The organism is Streptomyces sp. NPDC005402, assembly GCF_040606575.1.
Taxonomy (GTDB): domain Bacteria; phylum Actinomycetota; class Actinomycetes; order Streptomycetales; family Streptomycetaceae; genus Streptomyces.
This window is the reverse complement of sequence record NZ_JBEXFB010000003.1, coordinates 136421-159836: the sequence shown is the minus strand read 5'-3', so window position 1 is coordinate 159836 and position 23416 is coordinate 136421. Positions and strand designations below refer to the sequence as shown.

Here is a 23416-nt window from a genome sequence, read left to right as displayed (position 1 = left end):
CCGTTCAGCAGCCGACCGGGTAGTGGGGCGGTTCCGGTCACCACAGTCGCACCGCCTCGCCCGTGCCCTCCGGCCACGCTGTCAGCGGGGTGAAGCCGCGGTGGCCACACTCGCCGAAGACCTTCACCGGGGCCCCGCCCGAGAGCGCGACCAGGCGCCACAGGCCCGGACGGGAGCGGGCGGAGGCGGTGAGCGGCAGGGCCGAGTCGCCGTCGGCGTCGGCCAGTTGCCAGGATTCCCCGTCCGGTGCCGGTATGACCCGGTCCAGCGTCACGGGGACGGAGTCGAGCCATGGGTCGTCCCGCAGCGCCTCGCCGTAGCGGGCGGCCGCCTGTTCGGTCGTCACTCCCGGCGGGCGGGCCGCCGAGGGCGCGGGCGGCGCGAACTGCTCGCCGAGCGCCGCCCGCAGCTGACCGGTACCGGGATGGGCGGACACCTCCGCGTCCAGCTCCAGGCCCACCGGCAGCGCCAGTTCGGGGGCGCGGCCGGCGGCGCCGTAGGAGAGGAGCAGGGCCGTGCGGCCCGAGTCGGTGCCGTGCAACCAGACCCGGCGGGTCGTCAGACGGGCGTCCGCCGTGTCGTACTGGGCGAGGACCAGCCAGCGGTCCCGTATCGCGGGGCCGTCCGCCGAGGCGGGCAGGCCGATCCGGGAACGGACCGTCGACGCCAGGCCGTCCGGCAGCCGCTCGCGGCGCAGCCAGCCCTGGTCGAGGAGGTGGAGGAGAGCGCACTCCTCCAGCAGCCGCACCGGCCAGCCCGGACCGGACGACGGGATCGCCCCCAACTCCCTCACCCGTGCGGCGAGTCCGGGCGCCTGGGCGTCGACCATGCGGGCGGCCGTCTCCTCCCACATGCCGTAGCCCGCCTGCTCCGCCCCCGCCAGACCGCCGCGCAGCAGATCCGCCAGCCGCTGCTCCAGCTCCGTCGCGCCCGCCGTGATCCGCCCGGCCCGGCGCTCCGCCCTGCGCCGCGCCGCCTCCGGGTCACCGGACCCGGCGGCGGAACCGGCCGCGCCCGCCGCCTGTCTCTCCTGCGCCCGCTGCCTTCTCCCCTCCAGCCACTGCCCCGCCCAGTCCGGCGGCGGCCCCGGCGGCACCGCACCCTCCCCGCCCGCCCAGAGCAGCAGCAGCCCGAGCGCGTGCTTGCACGGGAACTTGCGGCTCGGGCAGCTGCACTTGTACGCCGGACCCGCGGCGTCCGCGATGTCGATGACCGTCTGATACGGCTTGCTGCCACTGCCCTTGCACAGCCCCCACACCGTCCCCTCGTCGGAACTCCCCGTTTCGGACCATGGCCCGGCCGCGCCGAGTTTGCTTCCCGCTTTGCGTGAGGCGGCGTCAGGAGCCAGTGCCAGCACCTGATCCGCCGTCCAGCGCACCCCCTGCTGAGTCATGTCATCGAAGGTAGATCCCCCCACTGACAATCGCCCCCGGGACGACTGCCGCGCCGGCCCTCGTGAGCGTGTTTCCGCAGGTCGGATCGCATTGTCAGTGGCGTGGTGCACGGTTGGTGACAGATCCGAACCGGCCGAGCTGGAGGGGGCCTCAGCCATGTCTGTGTCCGTTGAACCGACGACCGTGGAACCGAAGCAGGGAGAACCTGACGAGGCGTTGCGGCCGCATGCCGAGGAAGCCTTCGCCGGCGAGCTCGCCGCGCTGGCCGCGCAGGACGACCGCCCGCGCCCGGCCCGCTGGAAGCTGTCACCGTGGGCGGTGGCGACGTACCTCCTCGGCGGCACCCTGCCGGACGGCACGGTGATCACGCCGAAGTACGTGGGCCCGCGGCGCCTCGTCGAGGTCGCCGTCACCACCCTGGCCACGGACCGCGCCCTGCTCCTGCTCGGCGTTCCCGGCACCGCGAAGACCTGGGTGTCCGAGCACCTGGCCGCCGCGGTCAGCGGTGACTCGACGCTGCTCGTGCAGGGCACGGCGGGCACGCCGGAGGAGGCGATCCGGTACGGCTGGAACTACGCGCAGCTGCTCGCCAACGGCCCGAGCCGCGACGCCCTCGTGCCCAGCCCGGTGATGCGGGCCATGGCGGAGGGGATGACGGCGCGGGTGGAGGAGCTGACCCGTATCCCGGCCGACGTGCAGGACTCGCTGATCACGATTCTGTCCGAGAAGACGCTGCCGATACCGGAGTTGGGCTCGGAGGTGCAGGCGGTCCGCGGCTTCAACCTCATCGCCACGGCCAACGACCGCGACCGCGGGGTCAACGACCTCTCCAGCGCCCTGCGCCGCCGTTTCAACACGGTCGTGCTGCCACTGCCGGAGAGCGTCGAGGCGGAGGTCGAGATCGTCTCGCGCCGCGTCGACCAGATCGGCCGCTCCCTCGACCTGCCGTCCGCGCCCGACGGCATCGCCGAGATCCGCCGCGTCGTGACGGTCTTCCGCGAGCTGCGGGACGGGATGACGTCCGACGGCCGTACGAAGCTCAAGTCGCCCAGCGGCACGCTGTCGACGGCCGAGGCCATCTCGGTCGTCACCAACGGTCTCGCCCTCGCCGCCCACTTCGGCGACGGCGTCCTGCGGGCCGGAGACGTCGCCGCGGGCATCCTCGGCGCCGTCGTCCGCGATCCTGCGGCCGACCGGGTCATCTGGCAGGAGTACCTGGAGGCGGTCGTCCGGGAGCGCGACGGCTGGAAGGACTTCTACCGGGCCTGCCGGGAGGTGAGTGCGTGAGGGTCGGCCTGGGGCGGGGCCGCGCGGAGCCCACGCACGGGGCAGAGGTGAGGGCGGCGGCTCGTCGTTCGGGACGTACGGGAGCGCCGGGGATGGTCGGGAGGGCCGGTGCGGGCTGCCGAGGGACACGGAGACGAGGGGGACGGCTGTGACGGGCCTTGAGCGGTACGGCGACGGGGACAGGGTCGGGATGGCCGGCGAGGACGACTCCAAGTGGCCTCGGAGGGGAGGGGGGCGCTGTGACGGGCGTGACGGGCGCGGGTGAGGACGGGACCGGGGGGACTCGCGGCGCAGGGGGCAGCGGGAGCGAAGGGGCGGGTGGCTTCGGAGGGTTTCGGGGGGCGGGGATGTCCGGGGCCGGCGGGTCGGGAAGTGGGGGTGTGGTTCGGGGTGCCGGGTCCGGGAGCGGAGCGGCGAGTGGCTTCGGAAAGTCTCAGGGTGCGGGGTGGACGGGGGATGGCGGGGGTGTGGTTCGGGGCGACGGGTCCAGGAGCGGAGCGGTGAGTGGCTCCCGTGCGTCAGGCGGAGAGGGAATGAGGGGTGGCGGGGTGTCCGGGAGCCGGGGTGCGGCCGACGTAGGGGGTCAGGGGGGCCGGGAGGCCGGTGTGGGCCCGTTGCTGCTCGGGGTGCGGCATCACGGGCCCGGGTCGGCGCGGGCCGTGCGGGCGGCGTTGGACGCGGCCCGGCCCCGGGTCGTGCTGATCGAGGGGCCGCCCGAGGCCGACGCTCTGATTCCGCTGGCCGCCGAGGAGGACATGCGACCGCCGGTGGCGCTGCTCGCCCATGCCGTGGACGAGCCCGGCCGCTCGGCGTTCTGGCCGCTGGCCGAGTTCTCCCCGGAGTGGGTGGCGATCCGCTGGGCGCTGGAGCACGAGGTCCCGGCCCGTTTCATCGACCTGCCCGCCACGCACACGTTGGCGTGGGGCAGGGAAGAGGCGGACGAAGGCCCCGCGGACCGACCGGACGGACCCGCCACCGAGGTGCCGGACATGGGCGGGCCCGGGGCGGAGGCCGGTGGTACCGCGGGACCGCGCCCGCAGGGCATCCCGGCGCCGGGTGCGAGCGACGCCGGGGCCCCGGACGCGCGTGATACCGACCCGTCCGGCGGGCGCTCTGCTCCGGCCGACGAGAACGCCGCCCCGCAAGAGGCAGAGGCATCTCCCGCCGGTGGGGACGCCGCTCCGGGCGATGAGCCCGCCGTTCACGATGCCGTCCGTGTCGATCCGCTCGGTGTGCTGGCCGAGGCTGCCGGATACGACGACCCCGAGCGGTGGTGGGAGGACGTCGTCGAGCACCGGGGGGCGGGGCAGGGGGACGTGTTCGAGCCGTTCACCGTGCTCGAAGAGGCGATGGGGGTGCTGCGGGAGACGTACGGGACCGGCGGACATGACCGGGACCTCGTACGGGAGGCGTACATGCGGCTCCAGATGCGGGCGGCACAGCGGGAGTTCGGGGACGACGTGGCCGTGGTGTGCGGGGCCTGGCACGTGCCCGCGCTGCGGCGGAAGAGCACGGTCGCCGCCGACAAGGCGCTGTTGAAGGGGCTCCCCAAGGTCAAGGCGGACATGACATGGGTGCCGTGGACGTACCGCAGGCTCTCGCGGCACAGCGGCTACGGCGCCGGGATCGACTCGCCCGGCTGGTACGGGCACCTGTTCGGCGCGCCGGACCGGCCCGTCGAGCGGTGGCTGACCAAGGTGGCGGGGCTGCTGCGGGACGAGGACCGGGTCGTGTCCTCGGCGCATGTCATCGAGGCCGTACGGCTGGCCGAGACGCTCGCGGCGATGCGCGGCCGCCCCCTGCCGGGCCTGAGCGAGACGACCGACGCGGTGCGGGCCGTGATGTGCGAGGGCTCGGATGTGCCGTTGGCGCTGGTGCACGACCGGCTGGTGGTCGGGGACGTCCTGGGGGAGGTGCCCCAGGCGGCGCCCGCGGTGCCGTTGCAGCGCGATCTCGACCGGATCCAGCGGCGGCTGCGGCTCAAACCCGAGGCGCTGGAACGGGAGTTGGAGCTGGACCTGCGCAAGGAGAACGACGCCGAGCGCAGCAGGCTCCTGCACCGGCTGCGGCTCCTCGGGGTGGCGTGGGGTGAGCCGGCGGTCGCGCGGGGGAGCACGGGCACGTTCCGTGAGACGTGGCGACTGCGGTGGGAGCCGGAGCTGTCGGTGCGGGTCGCCGAGGCGGGGGTGTGGGGCACGACCGTGCTCGCCGCCGCGACGGCCAAGGCGGAGGCGGACGCCGTCTCCGCGTCGGGGCTCGCCGATGTCACCGCCCTCGCCGAGCGCTGTCTGCTGGCCGAACTGCCCGACGCCCTGCCCACGGTGATGCAGATCCTCGCCGACCGCGCCGCACTGGACGCGGACGTCGGCCACCTCGCCCAGGCCCTGCCGGCCCTCGTCCGCTCCCTGCGCTACGGCGATGTGCGCGGCACCGACACCGGCGCACTGACGGAGGTCGCGGCGGGCCTCGCCGAGCGGGTCTTCGTCGGCCTGCCCCCGGCCTGTGCCGCACTCGACGCGGAGGCGGCGGAGGAGATGCGGCGTCATGTGGACGCGGTCCACGGGGCGGTGGGGCTGCTGGGCGAGGCGGCGGCACCGGGAGACGCGACCGTCGATTCGGGGCCGGGGGCGGGCGACCCGAGCGCCTCTGCGGTGACCGCACCGGCGCAGGGCCGCCGGGATGATGCGCAGGCTCCGGCTCACCGTGGTCTCCGTGGCCGTTGGCAGGCCGTGCTCAGGGTGTTGTCCCTGCGGGACACCGTGCCCGGTGTCATTCGGGGGCGGGCTGTGCGACTGCTGCTGGACGACGGGGAGTTGGCGCAGGACGAGGCGGCGCGGCTCATGGGGCTCGTGCTGTCGCCGGGGACGGAGCCGGGGGACGCGGCCGCGTGGATCGAGGGTTTCGTCGGGGGCGGGTCCGGCGGCGGAATGCTTCTCGTGCACGACGAGCGGCTGCTCGGACTCGTCGACGCCTGGCTGACCGGGGTGTCGGCGGAGGCGTTCACGGATGTGCTGCCGTTGTTGCGGCGCACGTTCTCGGCGTACGAACCGGGAGTGCGCCGAACCCTGGGCGAACTGGTCCGGCGGGGCCCGGGACAGCGGGGGAGTGCGGTGGGAGCCGGTTCCGGGATACCGGGTTTCGGGGCCGGCCTCGACAGCGACCGGGCCGACGCCGTGCTGCCGGTGGTGCGGCTGCTGCTCGGCCTGGACGACGGCCATGACGACCACGACGGCCACGACGGCCATGACGAGCACGACGATTTGGCGAAAACCGAGGACAACGACCTTGCGGGGGTGGCGGGATGATCACCGAGGTAGTGCGGACACCGAGGGGCGGGGCCGACAGGACGGCCGCCGCTGTCGGGGACGGGCGCGGAATCGCATTCGGAAACAGGACCGGGACCCGGACGAAGCGCGACTCGGTGACGGGCGTGGCCGTGGTCCCGCTCTGGGACCGGTTCCGGACGGGGGCAGGGGCATGACGACCGAGCCGAACGTCGGGACGACAACGACGGCTCCGAGCACAACGACTCCGAGCACGACGACTCCGAGCACGACGACTCCAAGCACGACGGCTCCGGCCACGAGCACGGGCCCGCTGAGGAATCCGGTGCTGCAACCGGCCGGGGGACGGGCGTCGGCCCAGGCCGCGATGCGGTCGGGGCACCCCTTGCGGGATCCGGCTGACGGGCGGGCACCGGACCTCGAGGAAGGGGCGGCCGTGAACCCGCCGCAGGTTCCGGGTGCCGCTCCCGGTGCAGCCCGGGCCCAAGAGCAGGCGGCGGACGCCGAGGAGGAGGCGGCCGCGGCACGGGGCCCGGCCGGCTCTTCCACCGTCTCCGCCTCCCACCACGTCTCCTCTTCCCCCACCGTCCCCGCTTCCCCCCCCGGCCCCGCTTCCGTCCCCGCCGCCCCCGCTTCCGCCACCGACGAGCGGCTGCGGCGTTGGCGGCTTGTGCTGGGCGGGGAGGCGGCCGACGGGACCGGGTGCGCGCTCGGTGGGCGGGATGCCGCGATGGACGGGGCGTTGAGCGCGCTCTACGGCAGGGGAGAAGGGAAGGGGCAGGCGGGGAAGGACCGTTCGGCGGGGCTGGGGGCCTCGGCACCGTCCGTGGCGCGGTGGCTGGGGGACATCCGCACGTACTTCCCCTCCTCCGTCGTCCAGGTCATGCAGCGGGATGCCATCGACCGGCTGGGCCTGTCCACCCTGCTGCTCGAACCGGAGATGCTGGAGGCGGTCGAGGCCGACGTACACCTGGTCGGCACGCTGCTCTCGCTCAACAAGGCGATGCCGGAGACGACGAAGGAGACGGCGCGTGCCGTCGTGCGCAAGGTCGTCGAGGATCTGGAGAAGCGGCTCGCCACCCGCACCCGCGCCACGCTCACCGGCGCTCTCGACCGCAGCGCCCGGATCAGCAGGCCGCGCCACCACGACATCGACTGGAACCGCACGATCTCGGCCAACCTCAAGCACTATCTCCCGGAGTACCGGACGATCGTGCCGGAGCGGCTCATCGGATACGGCCGGGCCTCCCGGTCGGTGAAGAAGGAGGTCGTTCTCTGCATCGACCAGTCGGGGTCGATGGCGGCGTCCGTCGTCTACGCCTCCGTGTTCGGCGCGGTGCTGGCGTCCATGCGGTCGATCGACACACGGCTCGTCGTCTTCGACACGGCGGTCGTCGACCTCACCGACCAGCTCGACGACCCGGTGGACGTGCTCTTCGGCACGCAGCTCGGCGGCGGCACGGACATCAACCGGGCGCTGGCGTACTGCCAGTCGCAGATCACCCGGCCCGCGGAGACGGTGATGGTGCTGATCAGCGACCTCTACGAGGGCGGCATACGCAACGAGATGCTCAAGCGGGTCGCGGCGATGAAGGCGTCCGGGGTGCAGTTCGTGACGCTGCTCGCGCTGTCGGACGAGGGGGCACCCGCCTACGACAGGGAGCACGCGGCCGCGCTCGCCGCGCTGGGCGCACCGGCCTTCGCCTGCACTCCCGACCTGTTCCCGGAGGTGATGGCGGCGGCCATCGAGAAGCGCCCGCTTCCGATACCGGACCCGGTGTGAACCAGGGCCGCCCGTTGGTGATTTGTCGACCCGGTGACCTGCGGCTCCGCCCAGCAAAACGGACATGACTACGCATCGGTAACAGGGGGCTTGCGCGACCTCGGGCACCCCGTGCAAGGATCGGCTTCTCCATAGTCTTCACCCTTCCCTTCCGTTTCCCTTTCGCGTTCGTTTCCCTTCACCTCCGTTCCGTTCCGTTCCGTTTCGCTTCGTTCTGTCGCACGGAAGGATTCGCCCCCTCTTGACCTGGTCAGCAGCCTTTCCCGGTGCCGCTGTGCGCGTGCTGCGCGCGGTGGTCGGGCGGCGAGCGCTGCAAGTGGGTCTGCTGGTGGGCGGGTTGTTCGTGCTCGGCTTCCTCTGCGGGGAGCAGGCACACGCGGCGGACGGCATCGGGGCGTTGCCGGGCCAGACGGCCGGTCAGTCGGTGACACCTCAGACCGAGCCGAGGGACACCCACACGGCCACCGCCACACCCGCGGTCCCGGGGACGGACCCAGACGCGGACGTGGACACCGACGCGGACACGAACACGGCTGAGGCCGGCGTTCCCGACCCGGTCGCCCTCGACCCGGTTGCCCCCGCCCCCCTCGCCCGCCCGGCCGACGACAAGGTTCTCCGGCCGGTGACCGACGACGTAGTCGGGGCCGTGACCGACCGTGTCGTGCAGCCGGTCGGTGATCTGGTCGAGGCGGTGACCACGGGGTTGACCGAGACGGTCGGGATACCGGCGGGGCCCACGCCGCCGGGGTGGCCGACGTTGCCGTCGCTCCCGGCGTCCCCGTCGTGGCCGACCCCGCCGACGGTGCCGGGTATCCCCACGGTGCCCGGCCTGCCCGGCCCGCCGGGCCTGCCCGGGACCCCGGACCAGACTCTGCCCGCGCCCGCGCCGGGCACCTCGGCGCCGACGCCCCAGCCGGGTGAGCACGCCGCGAGGAAACCAGCCGGTGCCGAGGGCTCCGCGGACGCCGGTGCCGGGTTCGGGCCGCGGTTCGCCGGTCACGTCACCGTGACCGAGCCCGTCGCGCGTCCCTCTGCCCACCGCACCACCTCACCCGCCCACGCGCCCGCCCACCAGGCGCCCTCCGACAACCCGGGCGGAGCCCTGGGCGGCAAGTCGGCAGTGGACAACGGCGCCTCGCGCCACGGCGACGCGCATGCCATCACCCCCGACCACCGGGCGCCGCTGCGGCTCGTGCCCGGTGCCGCCGCGAGCGTCGACGTGGCCGGGACCCGGGACAGGCACCGGGACATCCCCGTCTTCCCCGGCTAGGGCAGACCTCCACCCCCCCTCGCCGACCTTGCGCGCGGGGGCGGAACAGGTCTGCCCCAGCCGTTCGGACACCCCCCAGATCCCCTCGGATCTCCGGACGGATCCCCCTGGAGCCCTATGGCTCCGGATGTCCCCATGCCTCTCCAGGCCCCCAAAGATCCAGGGATCTGACGCACTCATGAACAAGAACATCCGCCGTTCCATCGTCATAGCCGCCGGCGTCACCGGTGCGTGGGCACTCGGCTCCGCCGTGGCCGGCGCGGACGAACTCCCGGCCGCCTCCCTCTCCGCGACGGACACGGCGACCGAGGCGACGGCCGACGCCGCCTCCGACACGACCACCACCGTCAGCGACACCCTCGACGGCGTCGTCTCCGATGTCACCTCCACCGCCACCACGGCCACCACGCACAAGGCGACCGCCGGCACCACCGAGCAGGCCCACCGCGAGGCAGCGGCGAAGGCCACCGTCGCCTCGCAGATGTCCCAGGCCGCCCAGACGAAGGCGTCCAGGGTGAAGGGCGCCGCGGCCATCCAGGGCGCGAAGGCAGCCAGGGCCGCGCAGGCCGAGGCAAAGACCCACGCCGCCCAAGCAGCCGCCGCCAAAGCCCCCGAGATGGCCGTACCGCGCACGCCCGGCACCCCCGGTACGCCCAGCATGCCCGCGACGCCCCCCGCTCCCCACCCCGACGTCGACTACCTCTTCGGTCCCCTCTCCGCCTTCGCCCCGGAGCTGGAGCGCGCCCTGGCCGGCGCGCAGACGAAGCTGCAGGGCGTCCAAACGGCGGCCCGTGCCCGGGCGCAGGGCGTCGACGGCGTCGTACGGACGAAGAAGCAGCACACCCTCGCGGGCGCCGGCCGCACCGCCACGGGCGCGACCGGCGCGGCGCAGGCCACGCTCACCGGAGCGCAGGGCCGGATCGACGGCGTCTCCGCCACGGCCGGGTCCGAGGCCACCGCCGCAACGGCCACCGCCGAGGCCACGGCCTCCTCCGTGCCCAGCCACGTCACGGGCCGGGTGAACCGTGCCGGCGGGCAGGTCGTCGGCACGCTCGGAACCGTCGTCGGCCAGACGGCGGCCGCCGTCGTGCCGCCCGTCGTGACGGCCACCATGGACGGCGTGGTGCCGGTCGCCGTGCAGGCGGTGGACGGGGTGGTGCCGGTCGCCGAAGGGGTCGTTCCCGCCGTCGGGCGGACCGTGGGCGGGGTCGCGGGGACCGCCGGGCACGCCGTGGGTGCCGCGATCGTGCCGGCGTACGGCGTCGTCGGGGACGTGTCCCCGGTGGTCGGCGGCGCCGTCCAGGGCGTGCGGCCCGTGGTCGGGGGCGCGGTCGGCGGAGTCGGGGGGATCCAGGACGGCGTGGCCGGGTACGCGACCGGCACGGTCGCCGGCGTGCTCCCGGTCGCCGACGGTGTCGTCTCCGACGTGCCGCCCTACGCCGCCGGTCTCGTCGGGCAGGTCGCCCAGGACACCACCGACGCCGTGCTGCCCCCGGTCGTGAACACCGCCGTGCGCGGCGTGGTGCCGGTCGCCGGGCAGGCCGTCGAGGACGCGACCACCCTGGCGTACGGCGTCGCGCAGGACGTCCGGCCCTTCGGGGCCGGGGTCGTCGGCGACGTCGCGCCGCTCGCGTACGGCGTGGCGGGCCACACCACCGACCTGGCGTACGGCGTCACGGGCGAGGTCCCGGCCTTCGCGCACGGCGTCACCGGGGCCGTCCGGCCCGTCGTCGACACCGTCACCCGAACGGTGGAGCCGGTCGCCGACAGCGCCACGGCGTTGGCGTACGGCGTGACGGGCGACGGCGTCACGCCCTTCGCGGACGGCGTCGTAGGGGAGGCCGCCCCCGTCACCGCTCAGGTGGGCCCCTTCGCCGACGACCTGACCGGGACCGTCCGCGACACCGCGGGACCGCTCGCCGGGCACGCCGCCACCGGCGTCCAGGGCGTGGCCGAGTCCCTCACCCCGGGTTGGGCGCAGGACCTCCGGTACCGCGCCTGACCGTCCCCCACCGACTCCGTGAGGCGACGGGCCCCGGACGGCCGAAAGCCGTCGGTCTGTCCTGCCGGAACCTCACGGGCGGGGCGAAGAGGTCCCCATTGGGGTGGGGATCGACCGCCCAGAGCCCCTTGCGGGCTGTTCAAGGGGCCTCACCGGGTCAACCCCAGCCCGGTGAGGCCCTTCACCTACGGCACGCCGTGCCAGTGAGGGCGGCATCATGTGACAGGTATCACCGCTCAGGTGTGACCCTCGATTTAGGGGCCTCCCGCAAGCAGCGATAACCTGCGAGACGGACATGCCGCGCGCTCGGACACCGTGTGCGCCTCCCTTGTGACAGACAGCGGTCGGACGTCACGTTGCCCTCGCGGCACGCCCACGCAGACAACGAACCGCGAGATCACTGATAGGGACGGAAGCGCGTGGACCTGTTCGAATATCAGGCGAGGGACCTCTTCGCCAAGCACGATGTACCGGTGCTGGCCGGTGAAGTCATCGACACGCCTGAGGCGGCCCGCGCAGCCACCGAGCGCCTCGGTGGCAAGTCCGTCGTCAAGGCTCAGGTGAAGGTCGGCGGCCGTGGCAAGGCCGGTGGCGTCAAGCTCGCCGCCTCCGCCGACGAGGCGGTCGAGCACGCGACCAACATCCTCGGCATGGACATCAAGGGCCACACGGTCCACAAGGTGATGATCGCCGAGACGGCCCCGGAGATCGTGGAGGAGTACTACGTCTCCTTCCTCCTGGACCGGGCCAACCGCACCTTCCTCTCCATCGCGTCCGTCGAGGGCGGCATGGAGATCGAGGAGGTGGCGGAGAGCCGCCCCGAGGCCGTCGCCAAGACGCCGATCGACGCCAACGTGGGCGTGACCCCCGAGGTCGCCCGCCAGATCGTCGAGGCCGCGAAGTTCCCGGCCGAGGTGGCCGACAAGGTCGCGAACGTCCTGGTCACCCTGTGGAAGACCTTCATCGAGGAGGACGCCCTCCTCGTCGAGGTCAACCCGCTGGCCAAGGTCGCCTCCGGCGAGGTCATCGCCCTCGACGGCAAGGTCTCCCTGGACGAGAACGCCGAGTTCCGTCAGCCGGGGCACGAGGCTCTCCAGGACAAGGACGCGGCCAACCCCCTCGAGGCCGCCGCCAAGGAGAAGAACCTCAACTACGTCAAGCTTGACGGCGAGGTCGGCATCATCGGCAACGGCGCGGGTCTCGTCATGAGCACCCTGGACGTCGTCGCGTACGCCGGTGAGGCGCACGGTGGCGTCAAGCCCGCCAACTTCCTCGACATCGGCGGCGGCGCGTCCGCGGCCGTGATGGCGAACGGCCTGGAGATCATCCTGGGCGACCCCGACGTCAAGTCGGTCTTCGTCAACGTCTTCGGTGGCATCACCGCCTGCGACGAGGTCGCCAACGGCATCGTGCAGGCGCTGCAGCTGCTCGCGGACAAGGGCGAGGAAGTCACCAAGCCGCTCGTCGTCCGCCTCGACGGCAACAACGCCGAGCTGGGTCGCAAGATCCTCTCCGACGCCAACCACCCGCTGGTGCAGCGCGTGGACACCATGGACGGCGCGGCCGACAAGGCCGCCGAGCTCGCGGCTGCGAAGTAAGGAAGAGGGACAGACTCAGCCATGGCTATCTTCCTCAACAAGGACAGCAAGGTCATCGTCCAGGGCATGACCGGCTCCACGGGCATGAAGCACACCAAGCTCATGCTCGCCGACGGCACGAACATCGTCGGTGGCGTCAACCCGCGCAAGGCGGGCACGACCGTGGACGTCGACGGCACGGAGATCCCGGTCTTCGGCACCGTCGCCGAGGCGATCGAGAAGACGGGCGCGAACGTATCCGTCCTCTTCGTACCGCCGGCCTTCGCCAAGGCCGCCGTGGTCGAGGCGATCGACGCCGAGATCCCGCTCGCGGTCGTCATCACCGAGGGCATCGCGGTCCACGACTCGGCCGCGTTCTACGCGTACGCCGTGTCCCAGGGCAACAAGACCCGGATCATCGGCCCGAACTGCCCCGGTCTCATCACCCCGGGTCAGTCGAACGCCGGCATCATCCCGGGCGACATCACCAAGCCGGGCCGTATCGGCCTGGTCTCGAAGTCCGGCACGCTGACGTACCAGATGATGTACGAGCTGCGTGACATCGGCTTCTCGTCCGCGGTGGGCATCGGTGGCGACCCCGTCATCGGTACGACCCACATCGACGCCCTGGCCGCCTTCGAGGCCGACCCCGACACCGACCTGATCGTGATGATCGGTGAGATCGGTGGCGACGCCGAGGAGCGGGCCGCGGCGTTCATCAAGGACAACGTGAAGAAGCCGGTCGTCGGCTACGTCGCGGGCTTCACCGCGCCCGAGGGCAAGACCATGGGCCACGCCGGCGCCATCGTCTCCGGCTCCTCCGGCACGGCCGCCGCGAAGAAGGAGGCCCTCGAGGCCGCCGGCGTCAAGGTCGGCAAGACGCCGACCGAGACGGCGAAGCTGGCGCGGGAGATCCTCGCCGGCTGAACGGTACCCAGCTGAACGTCTTTGGGCTCGCTCCGTTGTTCGGGGCGGGCCCATCGGCGCGTTACGGGGTGCCGGGGCGGGTCGTCGGACGGGTGCGGGTGCGTCGTGGCCGGTCGCGCAGTTCCCCGCGCCCCTGAGAGACCGGCCCGCCGTCAACGACCAAGCGGTACCAGCCTCTCCGGCCCCTTCGCCGCCGATTCGCGCAACTTCTCCCGCAGTTTCGTCTCCGCCTCCGACAGCGGACCCCGCCCCACCCTCGGCGGCACCCCCTGGATCTCCGCCCCCGGCGGGACCGGTGGCTCGTAATGCGTCGGAGCCGTCCGCAGCGTGAGCGCCGTCGTGCCGATCAGCGCCACCGTGAACGCGATCGCCGCCCGGGTCCAGTAGCGTGCCCGGCGCTCGCTCCCGGTCCGCACCGCGGGCGGCTGCGCGGCCCGCAACCGTTCCGTGGAGGCCAGCAGGGTCAGGCGATCGTGCAGGTCGGACGGGTCGGCGAGGTCGGGGAGCCGTGCCGCGATCGTCGCACGCGCGTTCATCAACCGGTACGCCGTCGCCGGTGTACTCGCCTCGGTCTCCGCCGCCGTCTCCGGCAGGTCGAGACCCACGCCGTCGTACAGCAGGAGCGTGCGCCGCTGCGACGGCGGGAGTTTCAGGAGTACGGCCATCAGCGCGCGGGCGGACGGGTCGGTGACGGGTGCCTCGGGGCGGTGGTGCCGAGGGCGGAAGCGGTGCCAGGGAGAGAGGGCGTACTCGTACGCCATGATCCGTACCCAGCCTGCCGGATCCCGGTCCACCGCCACCTCGGGCCAGCGCTGCCAGGCGAGTTGGAAGGCCCGCTCGACCGACTCGCGGGCGAGTTCGCGGCGGCCGGTGAGCAGGAAGGTCTGCCGGACGAGGGCGGGCGCGCAGAACGCGTACAGCGCGTCGAAGGCCTGAGCGGGTGTCAGGGGGGTGGTCGGGAGCTCCTCGTGCTCCTGCCGAGGAGCCGTCGTCCCGCCGGTGACGCCAACCGGGTTCGCGACCTGATCCCGCGTCACAGGACGCCCCTTCGTGCGAAAAAGTACATAGTCGTATATTGAGCGACACATCGGGCAATGGCCTGTTACGACGAGAAAGCGCGTGTCGTTGGGAGCATGGCGGTCGTGATTCAGCTGACCGCTCGCCGAACGTCGTTGTCGCCCCTGCTCACCCGCTTGCGTGACCGGACGCCCGGCCTGGCCGCGAGCCTCCTCGGAGGTGCGGTGGCCGCCGGGCTGGGGCTCGGTTCGTTCGCCGTGCTCGTGATCGGGCTGTGGATCAGCTCGCCGTATCCCGACAGCGGTCCGGGGGGTGCGCTGCACGTGGCCGCGGCGCTGTGGCTGCTCGCGCACGGGGCGGAGCTGGTCCGCACGGACACGCTCTCCGGTGTTCCGGCGCCCGTCGGTGTCACCCCGCTGCTGCTGCTCGCGCTGCCGTTGTGGCTGGTGCACCGGGCGGCGCGGGATCTGGCCGCCGGGGAGGAGGCGCCGCCGCAGGCGTCCGGGCGGACGGCGTGGACGGGGGTCGTGCTCGGGTACCTCGCCGTCGGCGCCGCCGTCACCCTGTACGCGTCCGGGGGAGCGCTGCGGCCCTCGTGGGCGTGGACCTGCGGGTGCCTGTCGGCCGTCGTCATGGGCGCGGCCGGCGCGGGGGTGTGGACGGCGAACGGCCGTCCCTCCGAGGCGTGGGACGGACTGCTGATGCTGCTGCCCGCGGGAATGCGGCGGCTCGTCCTCGGTGCGGAGGCACGGGCGCGGCTCTCCGCGGCGGCACGAGCCGCGGGCGCCGGCGTCTGCGTGCTCACCGGGGGCGGGGTGGTGCTGCTGGGCGTGTCGCTGGTGGCGCACGGCGGCGCGACGCGGGAGTCGTTCCTCCAGCTGACGGAGGGGTGGTCGGGACGGTTCGCCGTCCTGCTGCTGTGTCTGACGCTGGTGCCGAACGCGGTGGTGTGGGCGGTGGGCTACGCCGCCGGACCCGGCTTCGTCCTCGGTGCCGGGCATGTCGTGGGGCCGTTGTCGTCGGATCCCGCGCCGATGCTGCCGCCGTTCCCGCTGCTGGCGGCGGTACCGGAAGCGGGGGTCGGGGGGCCGGTGCACTGGGCGGCGGGGGCGGTGCCGGTGGTGGCCGGGGCGGTGGTGGGGTGGTTCGTGGGGCGGGACGTGGGCGCGGGACGGCCTTGGCGGCGGACGGCGGGCGCGGTGGTGTGGGCGGCGGCGCTGTGCGCGGGGGCGGTCGCCGTGCTGACCGCGCTGGCCGGCGGACCGCTCGGGGTGGGGGCGCTGGCCCGGTTCGGGCCGGTGTGGTGGCAGGTCGGCGCGGCGGTGGTGGGGTGGCTCACGGCGGTGGGGATGCCGGTGGCGTGGCTGGTACGGGCTTGGCGGGGCCGCGCCAGGGGCGGGCCGTGGACGTGGGTGCCGTCGGTGCGGGGCCGGCTCGCGCGGCGCGAGCGCGAGGAGACGGGCGCGGCCGAGACCGCTCCCGGGGCCATCTCCGCAAGCGCTCCTGGGGCCGCCCCGATGGCGGCGAGTGGCCACAACGCCCCTCACAGCCACAACGCCCCTCACAGCCAGGACGCCCCACAGGGCCAGGACGCCAGTCACGGCCAGGACGACAGCTACGAGCCCTACGACTTCCTGCCCGCCGAGCCTCCGACGGAGCCGGTGCCTTCGTCGACACCCTGGTACGACGACGCCTCGCGCGAGTCACGCTGGGCGGTCCTGAAGGAGGCCGCCATGCCGCTGGAGGAGTCCCCCGAGAAGCCCTCGCCCACCGACTGACCGCCGGGCCCTTCCCGCTCCCCCCGTCAGCCGTTCGTGCTCAGCAGACTCCGGAGTTCCTTCGGGAGGAGGTCCGAGCAGGACTGCTGGGCCTGGTTGGTGAGGGCGTCGTTCATGCAGGTGTAGTAGTCGTCGTAGACGAGTCTCGCGGTGAAGCTCCCCGCCACGAAGACGATGGCCAGCGAGGCCGTGACCACGCCACTCACCGCTGCCGTGGTCTGCGGGCGGGCCGACGGGGGCGGGGCCGGGCTGTCGGGGTCCGGGTTGCGGGGCTTGGCGCGCAGGGCGCTGATACCCCAGTAGAGGGCCAGCGCGCCCAGCAGCAGACTCACGTACGGCCAGCCGAAGAGGACGAAGAAGACGGCCCACATGCCGCAGAGCAGGGCGTAGCGGGCGCGGCGCTGGGAGGGGTCCGTCGGATCCCAGCGCGGGCCGGGTCCTGGGCCGCCCTGGCCCTGCGGACCGCTACCGGGGCCCGCGCCCGGGCGCTCGCCGAAATTGCCGTCCGAGCGGCCCGGCTGGCGGTCGCTCCACTGGCTGCCCCACGGGGTGCGGCCGCCGCCGTCGCCCCCGCCGCCGTCCGAGTCCTCGGGGCGGCGCGGCTGCCACGGGCGGTCCGGGGTGCCCTCCGGCGGCGGGGCGAAGGGGTTGTCGTCCTCGGTCGCCGCGCCCTGCTCCTCGCCGTTCGTCCCGCCGTCCTTCTTGCCCGACGTCTTGCCGGACGTCTTGTCGGAGGACGGGGCGTCCGGCGGCGAGGCGGGCTGCTCCCGCAGCAGCATGCCGCTGCGCTCCCCTTCCTGCACCGACTGCTGGGGGAGCGTGAGGAGTCGCAGGCTGCGGTCCGACATCAAGTGAGCGTCTTCCCCTTGAAGGATGTGACTGGCCATGGCTTACGTGGATCGAACGGTTCGGTGGGCCCGTCGGCGCGAGCCTCATCCCGTGAACGCACCGCGCACCACCCGCGTTCCCGGACCGGTCCCTCCCAGACGCTACCTTCCGGCCACGCCCCCGTCCCGTGGGGGCCTTCCGATGTGCCGGTATCGTTGCTGACGTTCGGCCGCTTCGTAGACTTCCCCGTATCCCGGGGCTCGAAGCATTCGTACGACCGTACAAACGCTCCCCCGAGAAAGGGCCCCCGCCGTGGCCGCCAAGCCCGTGGCCGAGCAGGCCAGGCCGGTCCAGCGCCTGGTCGTGCTGGTCTCCGGATCCGGTACGAACCTACAGGCGCTGCTGGACGCCATCGCGGCGACCGGCACCGAGGCCTACGGCGCCGAGATCGTGGCCGTGGGGGCGGACCGCGAGAACATCGAGGGGCTCGCGCGGGCCGAGCGGGCCGGGATCCCCACCTTCGTCCGCAAGGTCAAGGACTTCGGGAGCCGCGAGGAGTGGGACGCCGCCCTCGCCGAGGCCGTCTCCGCGTACGAACCCGACCTCGTGGTGTCCGCCGGGTTCATGAAGATCGTGGGCAAGGAGTTCCTCGCGCGCTTCGGCGGGCGGTTCGTGAACACCCACCCCGCGCTGCTGCCCAGTTTTCCGGGGGCCCACGGAGTGCGCGACGCGCTCGCGTACGGAGCCAGGGTCACCGGCTGCACCGTCCACTTCGTCGACGACGGCGTCGACACCGGACCGATCATCGCCCAGGGCGTGGTGGAGATCCGGGACGAGGACGACGAGAGCGCTCTGCACGAGCGCATCAAGGAAGTCGAGCGAAGGCTGCTCGTCGAGGTCGTGGGGCGGATCGCCCGCAACGGCTATCGCATTGAGGGACGAAAGGTAGTTATCCAGTGACCGCCGAGAGCATCGAGAACGGCAAGCGGGCCATCCGTCGCGCGCTCGTCAGCGTCTACGACAAGACCGGGCTCGAGGAGCTCGCCCGCGGGCTGCACGAAGCCGGCGTCGAACTCGTCTCCACCGGGTCCACCGCGGGCCGTATCGCCGCCGCCGGCGTCCCCGTCACCAAGGTCGAGGAGCTCACCGGCTTCCCCGAGTGCCTGGACGGCCGCGTCAAGACCCTGCACCCGCGCGTGCACGCCGGCATCCTCGCCGACCTGCGCCTCGACAGCCATCGCGAGCAGCTCGCGGAGCTCGGCGTCGAGCCGTTCGACCTCGTCGTCGTCAACCTCTACCCGTTCCGCGAGACCGTCGCGTCCGGCGCCTCCCCGGACGAGTGCGTCGAGCAGATCGACATCGGCGGACCGTCCATGGTGCGCGCCGCCGCCAAGAACCACCCGTCGGTCGCCGTCGTCACCAGCCCCGAGCGGTACGCCGACGTCCTGACCGCGGTCAAGGACGGCGGCTTCGACCTCGCCACCCGCAAGCGGCTCGCCGCCGAGGCCTTCCGGCACACCGCCGAGTACGACATCGCGGTGGCGAGCTGGTTCGCCAGCGCCTACGCGCCCGCCGACGAGTCGTTCTTCCCCGACTTCCTCGGCGCCACCCTGGAGCGCCGCAGCACCCTGCGCTACGGCGAGAACCCGCACCAGCCCGCCGCGCTCTACGTCGACGGCACCGGCGTCGGTCTCGCCGAGGCCGAGCAGCTGCACGGCAAGGAGATGTCCTACAACAACTACACGGACACGGACGCCGCCCGCCGTGCCGCGTACGACCATGTCGAGCCGGCCGTCGCGATCATCAAGCACGCCAACCCCTGCGGCATCGCGGTCGGCGCGGACGTCGCCGAGGCGCACCGCAAGGCACACGCGTGTGACCCGCTGTCGGCGTTCGGCGGTGTGATCGCGGTGAACCGTCCGGTCTCCAAGGAGATGGCGGAGCAGGTCGCCGAGATCTTCACCGAGGTCATCGTCGCCCCCGACTACGAGGACGGCGCCCTGGAGGCCCTCGCCAAGAAGAAGAACATCCGCGTCCTGAAGGCTCCGGCCGCGCCCGCGCACCCCGCCGAGGTCAAGCCCATCGACGGCGGCGCGCTCCTGCAGATCACCGACCGCCTCCAGGCCGAGGGCGACGACCCGGCCAACTGGACCCTGGCGAGCGGCGAGGCGCTCAGCGCCGACGAGCTGGCCGAGCTGGCCTTCGCCTGGCGGGCCTGCCGGGCCGTCAAGTCCAACGCCATCCTCCTCGCCAAGGACGGCGCCTCGGTCGGCGTCGGCATGGGTCAGGTCAACCGGGTCGACTCGGCGAAGCTGGCCGTCGAGCGGGCCGGTACCGAGCGCGCGCAGGGCTCGTACGCCGCCTCGGACGCCTTCTTCCCGTTCCCGGACGGACTGGAGGTCCTCCTGGAGGCCGGTGTGAAGGCGGTCGTCCAGCCGGGCGGCTCGGTCCGTGACGAACTCGTCGTCGAGGCCGCCAAGAAGGCCGGCGTCACGATGTACTTCACCGGGACGCGGCACTTCTTCCACTGACGGAACACCGACCTGGGCGGCGCTACGTGGAACTGCGCAGCGCCGCCCAGGTGTTGGGCCCCACCTGGCCGTCGACCTCCAGCCCCTTGGCGCTCTGGAACTGCTTGACCGCCGACTGGGTGTCCTTGCCGAACTCACCGTCCACGCCCGAACCGCCCACGCCGTAACCGCGCTTGGTGAGCATGCACTGCACCTGGACGACCCGCTGGCCCTTGTCGCCGTACTCGGTGAGTTCGGTGCCCGAGTAGTAGGTGCAGCCGGAGATCCAGGCGGGGGTGGCCGGGGGCGCGGCCGTCTTCGTCACGGTGGCGGTGGGGGTGGGGGATGTGGGGCTGCCGCCGCCCGCGCTGCCGCCGCCGTGCGTGGCCGGCGCGGACGGCGTGCTGTCCGGCGCGCCGCTGCTCTCCTCGGGGGCGGCCGTCTGCACCTCGCTCTTGTCCTTCTTCTTCTGTTTCCCGTCGGCGTTCTTGCCGGACGGCGAGGCGGAGGCGCCGGCCCCCGAAGCGGTCGGTGCGGCGGCCGGGGAGTCGGGGGCCGGGCGGGTGAGGAGGAAGGCGCCGACGGCCACGGCACCGACGGCGATGCCCGCGACGGCGGCCAGAAGGGGCCTGCGCCGCCCACCGGTCCCGGTGGCCGGGGTGGGGAGCGGGGAGAGCACCGGCTCCAGGGGCGTGCGGAAGTGGGGCGACTGCCGGACGGGTCCGCCCTCCAGCACCGCGCACCCCTGCTGCCGGTCGCGGAGCCGGGCGGCCAGTGGGTGGTGCCAGTCGGACGCGCGCCCGTGCCCGGCGGCCGTGGCCGCGTCGATCAGCTGCCGTGGGGTGGGGCGCCCGGCGGGGTCCTTGGCCAGGCAGGCGGACAGCAGCGCGGCCAACGCGGAGTCCCTTTGCGCGAGTTCGGCCATGACCTCGGTGTCGGGTGCCTCGAAGGCCACCCGGTGCATGACGTCCACGCCGGTTCCGTCGCCGAAGGGGGCGTGCCCCGTGGCGGCGTAGACGATGGTGCAACCGAGCGAGAAGACGTCGGAGGCGGCGTCGCAGCGGCCCTCGCGCAGATACTCGGGCGCCATGTACGCGGCCGTGCCGACCCGGTTGCCGGTCGTGGTGATCGCGCTGCTGTCCGCCGCGCGGGAGATGCCGAAGTCGATGACGTGGGCGCCCCGGGGGGACAGGATGACGTTGGACGGCTTGAGGTCGCGGTGCACGACCCCGGCGGCGGCCAGCGCCGACAGGGCCTCGCCGAGTTCCGCCACCAGCCGCCACACCCCGGCCGCCTCCGGCAGCCCGCACTCGCGGACAGCCTCGGCGAGGTTGAGGCCGGGCAGGTACTCGGTGGCCATCCACAGCAGCGCGTCGTCGAACCCGGTCCCGAGGAGGTGCGGCGCGCGCGGGGTACGCACCCGCCCGTGCACGGCGGCCTCCCGCTCGAACCGGCGCCGGAAGTCCGGGCCTTCGGCGTACTCGGGCCGGATCACCTTCACGGCGGCGAGCCCGGGGCCGTCATCGGCGCGCCGGGCCAGATAGACCCGGCCCATGCCGCCGCTGCCGAGCAGCCCGAGCGGGACGTAGGGCCCGATGCGCCCGGGGTCGGCGGGCAGCAGCGGAACCGCGCCCGCCTGCCGCAGCGCGGTGTCACCGGCCGCCGGTATGTCTGTCACGGTCCCCCCGACCTGCCTCTTCGTTCCTCAACGTGCTCTCGCGTCACACGAGTTGACTGAGGAGAGGCTAGCGCCCCGCTGCCGGGGAGTGCCGGGATACGGAGGGAACGCGGCGGGCGCGCACGGGAGCGTGGTCCCGCGCCGGGTCGGGTCACCCGGGTGCCGTCGGGCCGGCCGCCGGTGACGCGCGTGCCGTCCGGTGCGGGCTCCAGCGGGTCCGCGTGCCTACGAGCCAGGGGTGGGTGACGCCCCGGGGCCGTGTCACGACGTGACACGGCCCCGGGGAAAGTATCGCGAGACGCCGACTGTGGTGCAGCGGTGCTCAGTTCGTGCGGATGACGATGGACGAGCAGATCTTGTCGGCGAAGGTCTGACGCTTGGCGTCCCAGGCCGGCCACAGCCAGCCGAGGTAGCAGGCGAGGCTGTCCAGGAAGTGCGCGAGGCGGCGGACGAAGGCCATGCCGACGCCGAGGGGCTGCCCGTCGATCTCCCGCACCAGACGGATGCCGAGCGCCTTCTTTCCGAGGGTCTGGCCGTTCTTGCCCTCGATGATCAGCTGGTAGATCGCGAGGCCGAGGATCGCGAGGCCGCCGATCAGCGACAGGGCCGCCGTCCTGGCGTTGGCGCCGACGATGACGAGGATGTACGGGACCGCGAAGACGAGGCCGTCGACCAGGGTGCCGAGGAAGCGCTGGCCCCAGTTCGCGTACGGCGGCTGCGCGCCGTAGCCCGGCTGCTGCGGGTAGCCGTAGGCGGAGGCCGGGACCTGCGGAGCCTGCGGGTAGCCGTAACCCGGCTGCTGGGGGTACCCCTGCTGCTGCGGTACGCCCTGCGGGGCCTGCTGCGGGTAGCCGTAACCGGGCTGCTGCGGCGGCTGCTGCTGGGGGTAGCCGTAACCGGGCTGCTGCGGCTGCTGCTGGGGGTTCTGCGGATTCTGCGGCTTTTCGTACGGGTTGTTGGGCGAGCCGAAACTCATGGTGATCCTCCGTCGGCCGAGCTGGGGACAATGCGGACTGCGCGGAGGAACGTCATGGCTGAGCGGTCTGCCCCCCGAACATCAACCGCGATACTGCGCCAGACATCGTTCTAGGCAGGTGTGTTGTTGTCCAGCCCCATTCGGTAGGTGTTGTGCAAGTGCAACCTCGTCGATCTTGGGCGGGACCCAGGGGGAACCCGGATTGGAACCAGGGCCGGGTCATCCGGGAGGATGGGGTCATGACCGCCCAGATTCTCGATGGCAAGGCCACCGCAGCCGCGATCAAGTCCGATCTGACCGCCCGCGTGGCGGCCCTGAAGGAGAAGGGCGTCACGCCCGGCCTCGGAACGATCCTCGTCGGGAGCGACCCCGGCAGCCAGAAGTACGTCGCCGGCAAGCACCGGGACTGCGCGGAGGTCGGCATCGCCTCCATCCAGCGTGAACTGCCCGAGACGGCCACGCAGGAGGAGATCGAGGCGGTCGTCCGCGAGCTGAACGACGACCCGGCGTGCACCGGTTACATCGTCCAGCTGCCGCTGCCCAAGGGCATCGACGAGAACCGCATCCTGGAGCTCATGGACCCGGACAAGGACGCGGACGGCCTGCACCCCATGAACCTCGGGCGCCTCGTCCTCAACGAGCCGGCCCCGCTGCCCTGCACCCCCAACGGCGTCCTGACCCTGCTCCGTCGCTACGGCGTCGAGATCAAGGGCGCGGAGGTCGTGGTCGTCGGCCGCGGTGTCACCATCGGCCGCCCGATGCCCCTGCTGCTCACCCGGCGCAGCGAGAACGCGACGGTCACCCAGTGCCACACCGGCACCCGTGACCTGTCCTCGCACCTCAAGCGCGCGGACATCATCGTCGCCGCCGCCGGTTCCGCCCACCTCATCCGTCCCGAGGACGTGAAGCCCGGCGCCGCCGTCCTCGACGTCGGGGTCTCCCGCAACGCCGAGGGCAAGATCGTGGGCGACGTCCACCCCGGCGTCGCCGAGATCGCCGGCTTCATCTCCCCGAACCCCGGCGGCGTCGGCCCGATGACCCGCGCCCAGCTGCTCGTCAACGTGGTCGAGGCGGCGGAGCGCAGTGTCGGCTGAGGCACGCGGCC

The 23416-nt window shown here is 73.1% G+C and carries 16 protein-coding genes; 11 read left to right on the top strand and 5 right to left on the bottom strand.

The features are described 5' to 3' along the window. Positions 1 to 37: 37 nt before the first annotated feature. Positions 38 to 1393, bottom strand: a complete 1356-nt coding sequence (locus ABZT02_RS06575) for an SWIM zinc finger family protein (RefSeq protein ID WP_356014889.1) — start codon at positions 1391 to 1393, stop codon at positions 38 to 40. Positions 1394 to 1550: 157 nt separating this feature from the next. On the opposite strand from ABZT02_RS06575, the gene ABZT02_RS06570 reads away from it, so the two are divergent. The 7 genes from ABZT02_RS06570 (at position 1551) to sucD (ending at position 13524) form a co-directional block, all read left to right on the top strand. Beyond that, entirely contained in the window at positions 1551 to 2681 is a 1131-nt protein-coding gene (locus tag ABZT02_RS06570) for an AAA family ATPase (RefSeq protein ID WP_356014887.1), read from the top strand. Between the two features lie 533 nt (positions 2682 to 3214). Then, on the top strand, positions 3215 to 5986 hold the full coding sequence (locus tag ABZT02_RS06565; RefSeq protein WP_356014885.1) for a DUF5682 family protein: 2772 nt from the start codon (positions 3215 to 3217) through the stop codon (positions 5984 to 5986). A 631-nt stretch (positions 5987 to 6617) separates the two neighbouring features. Next, positions 6618 to 7748 carry a VWA domain-containing protein gene (locus ABZT02_RS06560; protein ID WP_356015537.1) on the top strand — a complete coding sequence of 377 codons (1131 nt, stop codon included), beginning with the start codon at positions 6618 to 6620 and terminating at the stop codon, positions 7746 to 7748. A 241-nt stretch (positions 7749 to 7989) separates the two neighbouring features. Then, positions 7990 to 9018: a hypothetical protein gene (locus ABZT02_RS06555; protein WP_356014883.1), complete on the top strand. Its 1029-nt coding sequence runs from the start codon at positions 7990 to 7992 to the stop codon at positions 9016 to 9018. A gap of 178 nt (positions 9019 to 9196) precedes the next feature. Then, on the top strand, positions 9197 to 11020 hold the full coding sequence (locus ABZT02_RS06550) for a hypothetical protein (RefSeq protein WP_356014881.1): 1824 nt from the start codon (positions 9197 to 9199) through the stop codon (positions 11018 to 11020). Between the two features lie 419 nt (positions 11021 to 11439). Next, positions 11440 to 12618, top strand: coding sequence for an ADP-forming succinate--CoA ligase subunit beta (sucC, locus tag ABZT02_RS06545; RefSeq protein ID WP_356014878.1), 1179 nt, complete (start codon positions 11440 to 11442; stop codon positions 12616 to 12618). A 21-nt stretch (positions 12619 to 12639) separates the two neighbouring features. After that, a complete protein-coding gene (sucD, locus tag ABZT02_RS06540; protein WP_356014876.1) occupies positions 12640 to 13524 on the top strand; it encodes a succinate--CoA ligase subunit alpha in 885 nt (294 codons plus the stop codon). Between the two features lie 152 nt (positions 13525 to 13676). Here sucD and ABZT02_RS06535 read toward each other — a convergent pair whose 3' ends face one another. Beyond that, positions 13677 to 14561 (bottom strand): sigma factor-like helix-turn-helix DNA-binding protein, encoded by an 885-nt coding sequence (locus ABZT02_RS06535; protein WP_356014874.1) that lies wholly within the window; start codon positions 14559 to 14561, stop codon positions 13677 to 13679. A 96-nt stretch (positions 14562 to 14657) separates the two neighbouring features. On the opposite strand from ABZT02_RS06535, the gene ABZT02_RS06530 reads away from it, so the two are divergent. Continuing rightward, a complete protein-coding gene (locus ABZT02_RS06530; protein ID WP_356014872.1) occupies positions 14658 to 16319 on the top strand; it encodes a DUF6350 family protein in 1662 nt (553 codons plus the stop codon). Between the two features lie 26 nt (positions 16320 to 16345). Here ABZT02_RS06530 and ABZT02_RS06525 read toward each other — a convergent pair whose 3' ends face one another. Beyond that, on the bottom strand, positions 16346 to 17167 hold the full coding sequence (locus tag ABZT02_RS06525; protein ID WP_356014870.1) for a hypothetical protein: 822 nt from the start codon (positions 17165 to 17167) through the stop codon (positions 16346 to 16348). Positions 17168 to 17459: 292 nt separating this feature from the next. On the opposite strand from ABZT02_RS06525, the gene purN reads away from it, so the two are divergent. Both purN and purH read left to right on the top strand, forming a co-directional pair. Beyond that, positions 17460 to 18107 (top strand): phosphoribosylglycinamide formyltransferase, encoded by a 648-nt coding sequence (purN, locus tag ABZT02_RS06520; RefSeq protein ID WP_356014868.1) that lies wholly within the window; start codon positions 17460 to 17462, stop codon positions 18105 to 18107. Then, on the top strand, positions 18104 to 19678 hold the full coding sequence (purH, locus tag ABZT02_RS06515; RefSeq protein WP_356014867.1) for a bifunctional phosphoribosylaminoimidazolecarboxamide formyltransferase/IMP cyclohydrolase: 1575 nt from the start codon (positions 18104 to 18106) through the stop codon (positions 19676 to 19678). The genes purN and purH overlap by 4 nt, the downstream gene beginning before the upstream one ends. 22 nt (positions 19679 to 19700) lie before the next feature. On the opposite strand, the gene ABZT02_RS06510 is transcribed toward purH, so the two are convergent. After that, positions 19701 to 21335, bottom strand: a complete 1635-nt coding sequence (locus ABZT02_RS06510; protein WP_356014865.1) for a serine/threonine-protein kinase — start codon at positions 21333 to 21335, stop codon at positions 19701 to 19703. Between the two features lie 322 nt (positions 21336 to 21657). Then, positions 21658 to 22311: an RDD family protein gene (locus tag ABZT02_RS06505; protein ID WP_356014863.1), complete on the bottom strand. Its 654-nt coding sequence runs from the start codon at positions 22309 to 22311 to the stop codon at positions 21658 to 21660. Positions 22312 to 22550: 239 nt separating this feature from the next. Between ABZT02_RS06505 and ABZT02_RS06500 the strand changes: the two genes are divergently transcribed. Continuing rightward, entirely contained in the window at positions 22551 to 23405 is an 855-nt protein-coding gene (locus tag ABZT02_RS06500) for a bifunctional methylenetetrahydrofolate dehydrogenase/methenyltetrahydrofolate cyclohydrolase (RefSeq protein WP_356014861.1), read from the top strand. Positions 23406 to 23416: the final 11 nt, after the last annotated feature.